11 protein-coding genes are annotated in these 15,300 nt (G+C 71.3%); 5 read left to right on the top strand and 6 right to left on the bottom strand.

The window, feature by feature from the left end:
• Positions 1-20 precede the first annotated feature (20 nt).
• The 3 genes from ABZ883_RS30055 to ABZ883_RS30045 all read right to left on the bottom strand — a co-directional run bounded on the left by ABZ883_RS30055 (position 21) and on the right by ABZ883_RS30045 (position 3,846).
• Positions 21-1,184, bottom strand: coding sequence for an MFS transporter (locus tag ABZ883_RS30055; RefSeq protein WP_360911628.1), 1,164 nt, complete (start codon positions 1,182-1,184; stop codon positions 21-23).
• Between the two features lie 122 nt (positions 1,185-1,306).
• Complete coding sequence (locus ABZ883_RS30050; protein WP_360911576.1) at positions 1,307-2,206, bottom strand: alkaline phosphatase family protein; 900 nt, start codon at positions 2,204-2,206, stop codon at positions 1,307-1,309.
• Between the two features lie 200 nt (positions 2,207-2,406).
• Positions 2,407-3,846 carry an N-acetylmuramoyl-L-alanine amidase gene (locus ABZ883_RS30045; protein WP_360911574.1) on the bottom strand — a complete coding sequence of 480 codons (1,440 nt, stop codon included), beginning with the start codon at positions 3,844-3,846 and terminating at the stop codon, positions 2,407-2,409.
• Positions 3,847-3,925: 79 nt separating this feature from the next.
• On the opposite strand from ABZ883_RS30045, the gene ABZ883_RS30040 reads away from it, so the two are divergent.
• Entirely contained in the window at positions 3,926-4,441 is a 516-nt protein-coding gene (locus tag ABZ883_RS30040) for a hypothetical protein (protein WP_360911572.1), read from the top strand.
• Positions 4,442-4,921: 480 nt separating this feature from the next.
• On the top strand, positions 4,922-7,900 hold the full coding sequence (locus ABZ883_RS30035; RefSeq protein WP_360911570.1) for a bifunctional [glutamine synthetase] adenylyltransferase/[glutamine synthetase]-adenylyl-L-tyrosine phosphorylase: 2,979 nt from the start codon (positions 4,922-4,924) through the stop codon (positions 7,898-7,900).
• 39 nt (positions 7,901-7,939) lie between these two features.
• On the opposite strand, the gene ABZ883_RS30030 is transcribed toward ABZ883_RS30035, so the two are convergent.
• Genes ABZ883_RS30030 through ABZ883_RS30020 form a run of 3 tightly spaced genes read right to left on the bottom strand, consistent with a single transcriptional unit; the run spans position 7,940 to position 11,565 of the window.
• Positions 7,940-8,782 carry a phosphatase PAP2 family protein gene (locus ABZ883_RS30030; RefSeq protein WP_360911568.1) on the bottom strand — a complete coding sequence of 281 codons (843 nt, stop codon included), beginning with the start codon at positions 8,780-8,782 and terminating at the stop codon, positions 7,940-7,942.
• A gap of 37 nt (positions 8,783-8,819) precedes the next feature.
• Complete coding sequence (locus ABZ883_RS30025) at positions 8,820-9,908, bottom strand: LacI family DNA-binding transcriptional regulator (RefSeq protein WP_360911566.1); 1,089 nt, start codon at positions 9,906-9,908, stop codon at positions 8,820-8,822.
• 25 nt (positions 9,909-9,933) lie between these two features.
• On the bottom strand, positions 9,934-11,565 hold the full coding sequence (locus tag ABZ883_RS30020) for a glycoside hydrolase family 13 protein (RefSeq protein WP_360911564.1): 1,632 nt from the start codon (positions 11,563-11,565) through the stop codon (positions 9,934-9,936).
• A 325-nt stretch (positions 11,566-11,890) separates the two neighbouring features.
• Between ABZ883_RS30020 and ABZ883_RS30015 the strand changes: the two genes are divergently transcribed.
• The 3 genes from ABZ883_RS30015 (at position 11,891) to ABZ883_RS30005 (ending at position 15,225) form a co-directional block, all read left to right on the top strand.
• The gene (locus tag ABZ883_RS30015) at positions 11,891-13,162 is read left to right on the top strand and encodes an extracellular solute-binding protein (protein WP_360911562.1); all 1,272 of its coding nucleotides are present in this window, start codon (positions 11,891-11,893) and stop codon (positions 13,160-13,162) included.
• 118 nt (positions 13,163-13,280) lie between these two features.
• Entirely contained in the window at positions 13,281-14,282 is a 1,002-nt protein-coding gene (locus ABZ883_RS30010) for a sugar ABC transporter permease (RefSeq protein ID WP_360911560.1), read from the top strand.
• Positions 14,283-14,292: 10 nt separating this feature from the next.
• Positions 14,293-15,225, top strand: coding sequence for a carbohydrate ABC transporter permease (locus ABZ883_RS30005; protein ID WP_360911558.1), 933 nt, complete (start codon positions 14,293-14,295; stop codon positions 15,223-15,225).
• Positions 15,226-15,300 lie beyond the last annotated feature (75 nt).

Here is a 15,300-nt window from a genome sequence, read left to right as displayed (position 1 = left end):
GCGCAGCCTTTCTGTGGGGTTCAGGAGGCCGGGGCCGGCGGGGCTGCCGGGGCTGCCGGGCGCAGCCACACCGCGCAGGCCGCGCACCCGGCCAGGGCCACGGCGGCGCAGGTCAGGGCCGTACGGTCGCCCCAGGCGGTCCAGGCGGCGCCGAAGGCCAGGGACGCGGCGAAGCGGGCCGCGGCCTGACCGGTCTGGATGAGGGCGAGCCCGGCGCCGCGCTGCTCGGCGGGCACGGCGGTGGAGGCGGCGGCCATCAGGACGCCGTCCGTGGCGGCGTAGAAGGTGCCGTGCAGCAGCAGCACGAGGACGGCGGGCCCGTGCGCGAGCAGCAGGGCGTACGCGCCGAGCAGCGCCACGTGCCCGGCGAGGAACATCCGCCAGCGCCCCAGCCGGTCGGCGAGCCGCCCCAGCGGGATCGCGAGCAGCAGGAAGGCCGCCGCCGTGCCCAGCGGCATCAGCGCGAACCACCGGTCGGGCACCCCGAGGCGGTGCTGGAGCAGCAGGTAGACGAAGGAGTCGCTGACCGTCGACAGCCCGAGCAGGGTGGCGCAGATCGTCAGCCGCCGGACGTCCGGCCGCCGCAGCAGTGCCACCGACGCGCGCAGCGAGGGCTGTGCGGCGGCGGCCGCGGGGGCCGCCGGGTCCGCGGCGGGCTTCATCCGGCCGCCGGGGACGAAGAGCAGCAGCACGACCACGCCCACCGCGGCCACGCAGAAGCTGACCGTGAAGACCGCGTCGTAGCCGTCGGCCGCCTGCCGCAGGATGAGGAAGGCGACCAGCGGGCCGAGCAGCGCCCCGGCGGTGTCCATCGCGCGGTGCACGCCGAAGGCCCGCCCGCGCGTCTCGGGCGTGGAGGAGAGCGAGATCAGGGCGTCGCGCGGCGCCGTGCGCAGCCCCTTGCCGGTGCGGTCGACGGCGAGGACCGCGCCGATCAGCGGCAGGCTGTGGACCAGCAGCAGGGCCGGCTTGCACACCGCCGACAGGCCGTAGCCGAAGGCGGCGACGGCCTTGTGGCGGCCGCCGCCGCGGTCGGCGAGGTGGCCGCCGACCAGCCGCACCAGCGCGCTGAAGCCGTTGTAGACGCCGTCGAGCAGGCCGAAGCCGAGCGGTGACAGGCCGAGCCCGGCGACGAGGTAGAGCGGCAGTACGGCCGTGACCATCTCCGACGAGACGTCGGTGATGAGGCTGACCGTGCCGAGGACGAGGACCGTGGGGGCGACGGCGGCCGCGACCCGAGGCCCGGGACGCGTCGCGTCCCGGGCCTCGCTGCCGGCGGCGCCGCGGCTGTCCGCGACGTACACGCTCAGCTCGCCCAGATGCCGGTGATGTCGGAGGCGGAGGCGGCGTTGCCCGCGTGCGTGGTGAGACCGGCGAGGTCCTCCAGCGTGCGGAGCATGTTGTAGTGGTTGTAGGTCGTCGCCGAGGTCGAACCGGCCCTGACCGGCTGCCCGTACAGGACCGTCGGGATGCGGTTGCCCGCCAGGCGGTTGTCCTCGTCGAAGGTGACGACGAGGACGCTGTTGTGGGTCTTGGCCCAGGTGGCGTAGGCGCCCAGCTTGTTCTTCACCCAGGTGTCGCCGGTGGAGACGGAGCAGTCGTGCATGTCGCTGCACAGGTTCGGCGTGACGAAGGAGACCTTCGGCAGCGTGGTGAAGTCCGTCGGGAACTGCGTGAAGGTCTTCGCCGTCGACGTCGGGACGTTGCTGAAGGCGAACCACGGGTTGTGCTTGCGCGCGTAGTCGCCGCTGCTGCAGGTGGTGGAGCCCTGGCTCGGCAGCGTCTCGTTGTAGCTGGCCCAGCTCTTGCCCGCGGCGATCAGCTCGGAGGCGAGGTTGGCGGCCTTGCTGAAGCCGGGGGTGTAGCAGCCGTCGTCGGTGACGCCCTGGTTGCCGCCCGAGAAGATCTGCATGTAGTTGGGCTGGCTCGGGTGCGTGACGCCGTACGACTGCGTGAGGCTGGCGCCGCCGGCCTTCAGCGTGTTGTTGATGTACGGGGCGCTGGAGCTGCCGATGACCTGGTTGTAGGCGTGGTTCTCCATCATCACCACGACCACGTGGTCGGGGTTGGGCACGCTGCCCGCGGCGTGGGCGGTCTCGGCGCCGCCGAGGGCGGCCCACAGGCCGAGCGAGGCGGCGGCGAGGCCGCAGGCGGATGCGAGTGCGGTGACAGTGCGGCGGGGACTGGACAGGGACCAGCCGGACACGACGGACCTCCGGGGCGGGGGACAGAGAGTGGCGCCGCGCCAGGTTAGGAGGGGGCCGCGGAAGCCGGAAGCGCTCCGCAGATGAAGGTACGTCGAACGCTCCGTAGGACCGGGAACCGGGAGGTCAAGGGCAGGCAAAGGGCCCGGGAGGCGCGCAACTCGCGCCTCCCGGGCCCTCGCTGTCGGAGCGTCACCTCAGGTCATTTGACGTAGGTGATGCCGTCCGTGGTGATGGTCGGGCGGCCCGAGGTGCCGACCACGACGATCTTCAGGGTGTGCTTGGCGCTGGTGCTCCAGGCGGTGGACCAGATGGTCTGCCGGTACAGCGTGCTGGAGGACTTCAGCTCCACGGTGGCGGTCTTCTTGCCGTCCACGTAGACGTACGCCTGTCCCGAGGTCGAGGCCCGCGAGACCACCCAGCCGACCGAGCGCCCGGTGAACGTCCAGGTGAGCGAGGCGTTCTTGGAGCTGGAGGTGAGCGACTTGCCGCCCAGGTAGCTGGTGGAGCTCTTCGCGGACCACGTTCCGCTCTTGACCGCCGAGGTCTCCTGGACGATCGCCGCCGTGCGGCTCACCGAGGCGGTGCCGTAGTTGCCGGCCATGTCGGTGGCCTTGAGACCGTAGGTCACGGCGCTGCCGGCCTTGCCCGCGGTGCTCCAACTCGTCGTCGTGGGACCGAAGGAGGCGGCGCTCGGCGAGGTCCCCGCGGAGCCCTTGAGCACCGTGTTGTCGGCCGCCTTCCAGGTCACCGTGACCGGCACCGAGGTGTCGGACACCCCGGCGTTGCGGATTTTCACCTCGGGGGCGGTGGTGAACGTGGGCTTGGTGGTGTCGCCGACGATCGTGTAGGAGGTCGCCGCTTTGGTGACCTTGTTGCTTATGTGCACGGTCTGCACCGTGACGGTGTGCTTGCCTGCCGGGACGGTGATTGCCGCTGAGGTGGCCGTGCGGCCGGCAGTGGTCACCACTTTGCCGTCCACCAGGACCTGGAAATTCTTGATGACGGCGGCCGGAGTGGATTCCTTCCAGGCGACGGTGGCCGTGCCCTTGGTGTAATACGCGGATCCGGAGAGTGTGGCGCCGCCGGAGACGCCGTTCAGCGTCGGCGCTGCAGCTGGGCCGGCCGCATATTGCCTGATGGTCGGGAGCTTGGCGTACAGATCCTCGCCGGGGCACTCAGTTGCGTACCCGTCGCGATGGCCGGAGATGGGGAAGAACGCTTTGCCATTGACGATCTGTGTCTTGGTGCTCGGATTGGGAGGAATATTGGCGAAGCCGAGCTTCCAGGCGGCGAGGGCCGAGACCGAGCCGAGCATCGCCGAGCTGATGACCGTGGGCTTGGTGACGGTCTTGTCGGTCTGGTAGTAGCCAAGGACCGCGATGCCCGCGGTGCCGGTGTTGTAACCCTCCGTCTGGGCACCCACCACGGCACGGTCCACACCGCCGTAGCGGCCCTCGTAGATCGTGCCGCACTTGTCGACGAGGAAGTTGTATCCGATGTCACGCCAAGGCTCGGGCTTCATCTGCAGGTGGTACGCGTAGATGCCCCGGATGATGCTCGGCGAGTCGGAGCAGTTGTAGTCGCCGCTGTGGGTCTTGGGATCGTAGGTCGCCGCATGGTGCACAAACACGACCGACACTTGCGGTGCGTACGCGGGCTCCGTCTGCTCACGGATGCTCTCGTTGGCCCCCCATCCCGCGCGCGTCACGATGACCGGTTTGGGGATGCTCGAAGTGGGCGGCGGTGTGGACGCTGACGTGGAGGGGGACGACGACGGCGACGCCGTCTGCGGCGCGCTGGTGCTCGGCGAGGCGCCGGTGGACGTTGCCGATGCGGTCGGCGAAGTCGATGCCGTGGCCGGGGGCTCGGTCGTGGAGGACGGCGGCGTCTCGGACGGCGGCGTCGTGGAGGCGTCTGCACTGGGAGAGGCAGATCCCTCGGAGTCGGCGGCGAAAGCGGCCGGCGCCATTGCCACGTCCACACTGCTCTTCTCGTCGTTCTCGCCGACGAGGGCCAGATGCAGCCCCTTGGGGAGGCCGGCGGCGCCCTTGTCCGACCGCACGCGGACCTGCACGCCGTCGGACCATCCCACCCACAGGGGAGGCGTGCCGCCGACAGCGGCGGCCTCTGCCGCGTCCGGGGCGTCGTCGGTGTGGGTCTCGATCCCGAACCAGTCGGACCACTGGCCGCTCTTCACGGCCCGGGTACGCACTTCCACTGTGCCGTCGAGCTGAGACTTCGGATCGTCCCAGGTGACCCCCAGCGTTCCGAACCTCTCTGTGCGCTGCTGAGGCAAGGCGCGCTCGTCGCCGTCGCCGGAGAGTGCCAGAGCGTGCACCTGGGTATGCACCGGCTTCTTCGCGTCGGCCGATGAGGCGGTTCCCTTCGGACCGCCGGCCACCGACGCGACGGTCACGACGCCGGCCCCTCCGAGCACGACCGCCCCGACCGCGAGCCACGCTCGCCCGCGGAGACGTATTCGACGCATGTTCTTCCCCGCCCCGTTCCCACCCTTGGTAGCCGTGGGTACCGTTGGTTGCATTCCGAAACCTCTGAAACAGCTAGCGCTTTATACCAGAAGGGCCGGACCGGGCTCACATCGCCGGCCGACTGCCGACACGGGGGCAATACCGCCAGGTAACCAAGCCGGGACAGGGCGGATATTCTCTCTAGGACGATCAGCCCAGCCGGGGGTACCGGGAAAGGCAGGCGGAGTGCTGGAAGGGCGACGGGACACCAGGTTCGGGCGGCTGCTCAAACGGGGCTTCGCCGATGCCGTGGCCGCCGAAGGGCTGCTGGGCGGCGAGGAACTGGGGTCCGTCGGCAACGACCCGGTGCTCCTGGACGCCCTGGGCGCCACCGCGGACCCGGACCAGGCGCTGACCGGGCTCGTCCGGCTGGTGGAGGCCCTGGACGAGGGCGAGCGCCGCACCCTGCTCGACACGATCACCGCCGCCAAGCCGCTGCGCGACCGGCTGCTCGGGGTGCTGGGCGCCTCCGAGGCGCTGGGCGACCACCTGACCCGGCACCCGCGCGACTGGCACGCCCTGGTGACCTACGAGCACGCCGATCTCCACCCGGGGACAACGGAGTTCGAACGCGGCCTGCGCGCCGCCGCCGACCCCGACGCGCTGCGGGCCGCCTACCGGCGCTGCCTGCTGGGCATCGCCGCCCGCGACGTGTGCGGCACCAGCGACCTCGTGCAGACCGCCGCCGAGCTGGCCGACCTGGCGACCGCGACCCTGCGCGTCGCGCTGTCGATGGCCGAGGCGGAGGCCCCCGCCGACGCCGCGCAGTGCCGGCTCGCGGTGATCGCCATGGGCAAGTGCGGCGGCCACGAACTCAACTACATCTCCGACGTGGACGTCATCTTCGTCGCCGAGGCGCGGGCCGAGACCGAGGGCCTGGAGGACGAGGCCAGGGCGGTCCAGGCGGCCACGCGGCTGGCCTCGCGCATGATGCGGATCTGCTCCGACACCACCGCCGAGGGCAGCATCTGGCAGGTCGACGCCAATCTGCGGCCCGAGGGCCGGCGCGGCCCCCTGGTGCGGACGCTCTCCAGCCACGTCGCGTACTACAAGAGGTGGGCGAAGACCTGGGAGTTCCAGGCGCTGCTCAAGGCCCGCCCGGTCGCCGGCGACCCGGCGCTCGGCCAGGCGTACGTCGAGGCCCTCTCGCCGATGGTGTGGCAGGCCGCCGAACGCGACCACTTCGTGCCGGACGTGCAGGAGATGCGGCGCCGCGTCGTGGAGAACATCCCCGTCGCGCACGTGGACCGGGAGCTCAAGCTGGGCCCCGGCGGGCTGCGGGACGTGGAGTTCGCGGTGCAGCTCCTCCAGCTGGTGCACGGCCGCACCGACCCCGCGCTGCGCAGCGGCACGACCTTGACCGCGCTCGCCCAGCTCGCCGCCGGCGGCTACGTGGGGCGGGCGGACGCCGCGGCGCTCGACGCCTCGTACCGCTTCCTGCGGACGATGGAGCACCGCATCCAGCTGCAGAAGCTGCGCCGCACCCATCTCGTGCCCGAGGACGAGACGGACCTGCGCCGGCTCGGCCGCTCCCTGGGGTTCCGCGCCGACCCCGTCACCGAGCTGCACCGGGAGTGGAAGCGGCACGCCCGTGAGGTGCGCCGTCTGCACGAGAAGCTCTTCTACCGGCCGCTGCTGGACGCCGTGGCGCAGCTCGCGCCCGGCGAGGTCGGCCTCAGCCCGGACGCCGCCAAGCAGCGCCTGGAGGCGCTCGGCTACGCCGATCCCGCCGCCGCCCTGCGCCACCTGGAGGCGCTGGCCTCCGGGGTGAGCCGCAAGGCCGCCATCCAGCGCACGCTGCTGCCGGTGCTGCTCGGCTGGTTCGCCGACTCCGCCGATCCGGACGCGGGCCTGCTGAACTTCCGCAAGGTCAGCGACGCGCTGGGCCGCACCCCCTGGTACCTGCGGCTGCTGCGCGACGAGGGCGCCGCCGCCGAGAACCTCGCCCGGGTGCTGTCCTCGGGGCGGCTCGCCCCCGACCTGCTGATGCGGGCCCCCGAGGCGGTCGCCCTCCTCGCCGACGACGAGGGACTGCAACCGCGTTCCCGGGCCGCCCTCGACCAGGAGGTGCTGGCCGCCGTCCACCGCGCCGGCTCCGCCGAGCAGGCCGTGGCCGCCGTGCGCGGCGTCCGGCGCCGCGAGCTGTTCCGTACCGCCGCGGCCGATGTGACCGGGGTCCACCGGGGGGCGCCCGACGCGGTGGGCGCGGCCCTCACCGACGTCAACGCCGCCGCCGTCGCGGGCGCGCTGCAGGCCGCCGTCAACGCCGTCGAGGCGGCGGACGGCGAGCCGCTGCCGACCCGCTTCGCGGTCATCGGCATGGGCCGCTTCGGCGGTCACGAACTCGGCTACGGCTCCGACGCCGACGTCCTGTTCGTGCACGAGCCGTACGAGGGCGTGGAGGAGCACCACGCCTCCCGCACGGCGGTGAAGGTCGCCAACGAACTGCGGCGCCTGCTGCAGATCCCCACCACCGATCCGCCCCTCCTCATCGACGCCGACCTGCGCCCGGAGGGCAAGAGCGGCCCCCTGGTGCGCACGCTGGCCTCGTACGCCGCGTACTACCGGCGCTGGTCGCTGGCCTGGGAGAGCCACGCGCTGCTGCGGGCCGAACACGTGGCGGGCGACGAGCAGCTGGGCGCGCGCTTCATGGAGCTCGCGGACCCGCTGCGCTACCCGGCCGGGGGACTGACGGAGGAGGCGGTCCGCGAGATCCGCCGTCTCAAGGCCCGCATGGAGTCCGAGCGCCTGCCGCGCGGCGCCGACCCGACGACGCACGCCAAGCTGGGGCGGGGCGGGCTCAGCGACGTCGAGTGGACGGTGCAGCTCTTCCAGTTGCAGCACGGCGCGCGGATCCCGGGCCTGCGGACGACCCGTACCCGGCCCGCGCTCGCCGCGGCGACGGAGGCGGGCCTGCTCGGCGCGGAGGACGCCGAAGTCCTCGACGCCGCCTGGGTGCTGGCCGGCCGCGTCCGCAACGCCGTGATGCTCGTCCGCGCCCGCCCCGGCGACACCTTCCCGGGGGACGGCAGGGAACTCGCCGCGGTCGGCCGCCACCTCGGGTACGAACCCGGGCACGTCGGCGACATGGTGGAGGACTACCGCCGGACAACCCGCCGCGCCCGTGCGGTGGTGGAGCGCCTCTTCTACGACGCCCAGCAGTGATGCCGGGGGGCGCGACCGTCCCGCCCCGCCCGCGCGGCACTACGCGGTGGCGACCCGTACCTGGCGCGGGAGCTTGTACGCCAGCCCCCCGTAGACCGCCCAGGAGGCGGCGAAGCCGACCGTGAGGCAGGCGGTGCCGCCGGCCGCGTCCAGCCAGAAGTGGTTGGCGGTGGACACGATCACGAGCAGGGTGGTGACGGGGTAGAGCACCCCGAGCACCCGGACCCAGGTGTGCCGCGCCAGCATGGCGACCGTGATGCCGCACCACAGCGACCACCCGATGTGCATCGAGGGCATGGCCGCGTACTGGTTGGACACGTGCGCCAGGTCGCCGGAGGCCATCGAGCCCCATGTGTGGTGGATCCGCACGGTGTCGATGAAGCCGCTGCCCATCAGCCGCGGCGGCGCGAGCGGGAAGAAGTAGTACCCCAGCAGTGCGATGCCGGTCGTCACGAACAGCACCAGCCGGGTCGGGGCGTAGCGCCCGGGGTGCCGGCGGAAGAGCCAGACGAGCACCGCGAGAGTTACCACGAAGTGCAGCGTGGCGTAGTAATAGTTCATCCCGACGATGAGCCACGTTACCGAATTCACGGCATGGTTGATCGCGTGCTCGAAGGCGAGGCCGAAGGACTGCTCCAGGTCCCACACCCGGTCCGCGTTGCGCATGGCCGCTGCCTGCTGTTCGGGCACGGCGTTGCGCACGAGTGAGTAGATCCAGTAGCTGACGGCGATCAGCAGGATCTCGAACCACAGCCGTGGTCGGCGTGGTGCCAGCCGCCCGTTGCCCGTCGTCGCTCCATCGGCGTCACGGGAATCGATGGAGCGCGGCGGGGCTGCCGTTGCGGCTCGGCGTGCCAGGATCTTCGCGGTCGATTCCCCCATGGGGGGATAGTCTGCCATGCGGGGGTAGGCCGTCCGATCAGCCCCCGGTCGGATTCCGTGCATCCTGCGTACGCCTCCAGGCCGACTGCTGTACCGGTACGGCTGCCCCGGCCCCGGGACCTGATGCCGTCGAACCGCGTACGACCAGTTCAGGCAGGAAGACGAACTCGCTGTGCGGGGCCGGGGTGCCCCCGACCTCCTCCAGCAGCGCGCGCACCGCGGCCTGGCCCATGGCCGTGACCGGCTGGCGGATCGTGGTGAGCGGCGGATCGGTGAACGCGATGAGCGGGGAGTCGTCGAACCCGACGACCGAGACGTCACCGGGCACCGACAGGCCGTGCTGCCGGGCGGCCCGGACGGCGCCGAGCGCCATCATGTCCGAGGCGCAGACCACGGCGGTGCAGCCGGCCCCGATCAGCCCCGAGGCGGCCGCCTGGCCGCCCTCCAAGGTGAACAGCGAGTGCTGGATGCGTTCCTCGGCGAGCCGTGCCGGTATGCCGAGCACCTGGTCCATGCTGCGCAGGAAGCCCTCGATCTTGCGCTGCACCGGGACGAAGCGCTTGGGCCCGACCGCCAGGCCGATCCGCTCGTGCCCGAGCGACGCCAGATGAGTGACGGCCAGCCGCATCGCGCCCCGGTCGTCGGGGGACACGAACGGCGCCTTGATCCGGTCGGAGAACCCGTTGATGAGGACGAAGGGCACGCCCTGGCCGTGCAGCCGGTCGTAGCGCTCCATGTCGGCGGTGGAGTCGGCGTGCAGGCCGGAGACGAAGATGATCCCGGCGACACCGCGCTCGACGAGCATCTCCACGAGTTCGTCCTCGGTGGAGCCGCCCGGCGTCTGGGTGGCCAGCACCGGGGTGTATCCCTGGCGGGTCAGCGCCTGGCCGATGACCTGGGCGAAGGCCGGGAAGATGGGGTTCTCCAGCTCGGGCGTGATGAGCCCGACGAGCCCGGCGCTGCGCCGGCGCAGCCGGACCGGCCGTTCGTAGCCGAGCAGATCGAGTGCGGTCAGCACGGATTGGCGGGTTGCCGCGGAGACCCCGGGCTTGCCGTTGAGAACCCGGCTGACCGTCGCTTCGCTCACCCCCGCCTGGGCTGCGATGTCGGCAAGCCTTGCGGTCACAGGATTGGACTGTACCGGTCGCATCTCAGATCGCCCACCAGATGCACGAATGGGCCGGAAGACGGATGTTTCCGCCGGTGGTTCCCAACGGCTCGCTGGAGAGCACCGGCCGCCCGGGAACGGGCAGTTCGACGGGCGTGGAGCGGGTGTTGACGGTGCAGACCAGGCCGGGCCGGGAGAGGGCCAGCACACCCTGCGGGGCGTCCAGCCACCGCATCGGGCCGTCGCCGAGACCGGGCAGTTCGCGGCGCAGCCGCAGGGCCGCGCGGTACAGCTCCAGCGTGGACGCCGGGTCCCCGGTCTGGGCCTCGACGCTCAGGCCGGCCCAGGAGGCGGGCTGCGGCAGCCAGCTGCCGCCGCTGCCGAAACCGTACGAACCGCCTTCCGCCGTCCACGGGATCGGCACCCGGCAGCCGTCGCGCAGTCCGTCCTGCCCGTTGTCGCGGAAGAAGGAGGGGTCCTGGCGGACCTCGTCCGGCAGGTCGGCGACCTCGGGCAGGCCCAGTTCCTCGCCCTGGTAGACGTACACCGAGCCGGGCAGCGCCAGCATCAGCATCGCCGCGGCCCGCGCGCGGCGCAGCCCGGTGGCGCCGCCGCCGTAGCGGGTGACATGGCGGACCACGTCGTGGTTGGAGAGCACCCAGGTGGTGGGGGCGCCGACGGAGACGGTGGCGGCCAGCGACTCGTCGATGACCGCGCGCATGGCGGCGGCGTCCCAGGCGCAGCGCAGGAAGTGGAAGTTGAAGGCCTGGTGCAGTTCGTCGGGACGCACGTAGAGCGCCATGCGTTCGGGGGTGGGCGCCCAGGCCTCGGCGACGCCGATGCGCCGGCCCGGGTAGCCGTCGAGCAGCCGCCGCCAGGAGCGGTGGATCTCGTGCACGCCGTCCTGGTCGAAGAACGGCAGCACCTGGGAGCCGATCAGCTTGACCTGTTCCTTGTGCCCGATGTCGGGCAGGCCCGGGGCCTTGACCATGCCGTGGGCGACGTCGACGCGGAAGCCGTCGACGCCGAGGTCGAGCCAGAAGCGCAGGATCTGCTCGAACTCCTCCCGCACTTCGGGGTGCTCCCAGTTGAGGTCGGGCTGCTCGGGCGCGAACAGGTGCAGGTACCAGTCGCCGTCGGGCACGCGGGTCCAGGCCGGGCCGCCGAAGACCGACTCCCAGTCGTTGGGCGGCAGTTCGCCGTTCGCGCCCTTGCCGGGACGGAAGTGGTAGCGCTCGCGGGCCGGACCCCCGTGCCGGTCCGCGAGCGCGGCCCGGAACCACGCGTGCCGGTCGGAGGTGTGGTTCGGGACGACGTCCACGATCACCCTCAGACCCAGTTCGTGCGCGGTCCGGACGAGGTCGTCGGCGTCCGCGAGGGAGCCGAAGAGGGGGTCCACGGTCCGGTAGTCGGCGACGTCGTAGCCGCCGTCGGCCTGCGGGGAGGCGTAGAAGGGGGTCAGCCAGACGGCGTCGGCCCCCAGCTCCGCCAGGTAGGGCAGCCGCGCCCGGGCGCCGGGCAGGTCGCCCACGCCGTCGCCGTCGCCGTCCGCGAAGGAGCGCACGTACACCTGGTAGATGACGGCACTGCGCCACCAGCCGGGGTCCGAGGCCTCGGAGCGGTCCGCGGCCGCGGGGGCCGCGCCGTGGACGACGGGGGCGAGCTCTTGGGTCATGTCGGTCCCTCGTGAGTCGGCGCCGGTTCCTGCCGATGATTCCCATCCACCGCCCGATCGGCAATGCCTTTCAAAATTTTGCGGAAGATGGCGTAATGACTTCCAGGTCGTCGTGCTTCCTCCCGCACGTCTCCTCTCGGCAACTGCCGGGACACACCGACGTAACGATCGGAAGATCTTGCAAGTCTTTGCTGCAAGGTCTTTCCGGAAGCTTTCATCCCTGTTACGTTCCTCGACAGCCCGGCGGCCGCAACGGTGCAGTCGGCAGGGGGGACGCGGCGACGCGCCCCGCACTATCACGGGCTTTCATCCTGGAGGAGATCACATGCGGCGTGGCATAGCGGCCACCGCGCTGGTTGCGGCGCTCGGGCTCGCGGCGACGGCTTGCGGCGGCGACAGCGGCAGTGACAAGGCCGACGGTCCCGTCACCATCACCTGGTGGGACACCTCGAACGCCACCAATGAGGCGCCGACCTACCAGGCCCTGGTGGCGGACTTCGAGAAGGCGAACTCGAAGATCAAGGTCAAGTACGTCAACGTCCCCTTCGACGCGGCGCAGAACAAGTTCGACACCGCCGCCGGCAGCAAGGGCGCCCCCGACGTGCTCCGCTCCGAGGTCGGCTGGACGCCCGCGTTCGTCAAGAAGAGCTACTTCCTGCCGCTGGACGGCACCGAGGCCCTCGCCGACCAGGACAAGTTCCAGGCGTCCCTGCTCAAGCAGGCCCAGTTCGACGGCAAGACCTACGGTGTCCCCTTCACCACCGACACCCTGGCGCTGGTCTACAACAAGAAGCTCTTCCAGCAGGCCGGCATCGCCGAGGCCCCCAAGACCTGGGACGACCTGAAGGCCGCCGCCAAGACCATCAAGGCGAAGACCGGTGCCGACGGCTTCTGGCTGAACACCGCCTCCTACTACGCCCAGCCGTTTCTGTACGGCGAGGGCACCGACATGGTCGACACCTCCGCCAAGAAGATCACCGTCAACGGTGACGCCGCGGTCAAGGGCCTCACCACCTGGCAGAGCATGTTCTCCGGCGCCGGGCTGCACAAGGCCGACACCACCGCGGACGCGTACGCCCACATCCAGGACGCCTTCGTCAACGGCAAGGTCGCCGCGATCATCCAGGGCCCGTGGGAGATCACCAACTTCTACAAGGGCTCCGCGTTCGCCGACAAGGCCAACCTCGGCATCGCCCCGGTCCCGGCCGGCTCCGCCGGTTCGGCCGGCGCCCCCACCGGCGGCCACAACCTCGCCGTCTACGCCGGCTCGGACAAGGCCCACCAGGAAGCCGCGCTGAAGTTCGTGAACTTCATGACCTCGACGAAGAGCCAGACCACCATCGCACTGAAGAACTCCACGCTGCCGACCCGCTCGGACGCCTACACCGCGCAGGTGACCGCCGACCCGGGCGTCGCGGGCTTCCAGTCGGTGCTGTCCTCCGCCCAGCCGCGCCCCGAGCTGCCCGAGTACAGCTCGCTGTGGGGTCCGCTCGGCGACGAGCTGACCAAGGTCGCCGGCGGCAAGGAGCCGCTGGACAAGGGCCTGGACAACGCGGCCGTCGCGATGGCCAAGCTGCTGCCCGACTACAGCAAGTGATCCCCGCGGCCGCCGGCCCCGCCCCCGAACCGGGCGGGCCGGCGGCCACCGGCTGTCCTCCGCCGGAAGACGCCCCGCACGAAGCCCCGCACGACACCCCGTGGAGAAGGCCCCAACGATGACAGCCGCCGCCCCGGGCACGGTGCGCGAGTCCCGCGAAACGCGCGGATCGCGCCCCGGTCCGATCGAGCGCCTCAAGCGCTCCTACCAGAAGCACTGGTACGCGTACGCGATGATCGCCCCGGTGGTCGTCGTGCTCGGCGTCCTGGTGGGCTACCCGCTCGTCCAGGGCATGTACCTCACGCTCACCGACGCCAACAGCCTGAACTCGGCCCGCACCATCGGCGTCAACCACATCGACGCCACCTACCAGTTCATCGGCCTGCACAACTACGCCGACATCCTCTGGGGCCCGACCTCCTACGACCGCTTCTGGTCGCACTTCATCTGGACGGTGATCTGGACCGTGGTCTGCGTCGCCCTCCACTACGGCCTCGGCCTCGGCCTGGCACTGCTGCTCAACCAGAAGCTGCGCGGGCGCACCTTCTACCGGATGATGCTGATCCTGCCCTGGGCGGTGCCGACGTTCGTCACCGTCTTCTCCTGGCGGATCATGCTCGGCGACTCCGGGGTGGTGAACTCCGTCCTGGGGGGCCTGCACCTGCCGCAGCCGCAGTGGCTGGAGGACAGCACCTTCCAGCAGATCGCCGCGATCCTGGTCAACACCTGGGTGGGCGTGCCCTTCATGATGGTCTCGCTCCTCGGCGGTCTCCAGTCCATCCCGTCGGAGCTGTACGAGGCCGCCGAGATGGACGGCGCGAACGCCTGGCAGCGCTTCCGCAATGTGACCCTGCCCGGCCTGCGCTCGGTCAGCAGCACCGTCGTGCTGCTCGGCATCATCTGGACGTTCAACCAGTTCGCCATCATCTACCTGCTCTTCGGCAGCGGCGCGCCGGACGCGCAGATCCTCGTGACCTGGGCCTACCAACTCGGGTTCGGCCAGCAGCCGCGCGACTACGCGCAGTCCGCCGCCTACGGCGTGCTCCTGCTGTCGATCCTGGTCGTCTTCACCACCTTCTACCGCCGCTGGCTGGCCCGCCACGACCAGCTCGCCGCCTGAGGGGATCAGCATGAGCACCACGACCCAGACCACGATCCCGGGCCCCGGCCCCGATTCCTCCGGCGAGCCGCAGGGCGCCGCGCCGAAGAAGCGGCGTCCGGGCGGGTACCGCCGCGACCGCCGCAGCCGGACCGCCTCGGTGCTGTCGCACGGCGTACTGTCCGGCGCCAGCCTGATCGCGCTCTTCCCGATCGGCTGGCTGGTCTTCCTCTCCCTCGGCCCGGACAAGGACGACTACCTGCACCCCGGCCGGATCCTGGACAAGGCCGGCTTCTCCAACTACTCCTTCGTCCTGCAGCACACGGGCTTCCTCACCTGGTTCGGCAACACCCTGATCGTCGCGGGGGCCACCTGCCTCATCGGCGTGCTGATCGCGGCCACCACCGGCTACGCGGTCTCCCGGATGCGCTTCCCGGGCTACAAGAAGTTCATGTGGGCGCTGCTGATCACCCAGATGTTCCCGGTCGCCGTGCTCATGGTCCCGATGTACGTGATCCTCTCGGACCTGGGGCTGATCGACACCTACGGCGGCCTGATCCTCGTCTACTGCAGCACCGCCGTGCCGTACTGCGCGTGGATGCTCAAGGGCTACTTCGACACGATCCCCTTCGAGATCGACGAGGCCGGCCGCGTCGACGGGCTCAGCCCGTTCGGCACCTTCTGGCGGCTGGTGCTGCCGCTGGCCCGGCCCGGCCTGGCGGTGGCCGCCTTCTACACCTGCCTCACCGCCTGGGGCGAGGTCGCCTTCGCCACCACCTTCATGCTCGACGACGGCAAGTACACCCTCGCCGTCGGCCTGAGCAGCTTCGTCAGCGAGCACGACGCGCAGTGGAACTACATGGCCGCCACCGCGGTGCTCATCGCCATCCCCGTCAGCTTCGTCTTCTACCTCGTGCAGAAGCACCTGGTCACCGGCCTCACCGCCGGCGCGGCCAAGTCCTGACCGCACGCCCCGGGGCGCCCGGCCCGACCGGCCGGGCGCCCCGGCCCCGCCTTCCTCGCCGTACCGCGCCTCCAC

Source organism: Streptomyces sp. NPDC046977, from assembly GCF_040644455.1.
Lineage (GTDB): Bacteria > Actinomycetota > Actinomycetes > Streptomycetales > Streptomycetaceae > Actinacidiphila.
This window is presented reverse-complemented; position numbering and strand designations above follow the sequence as displayed.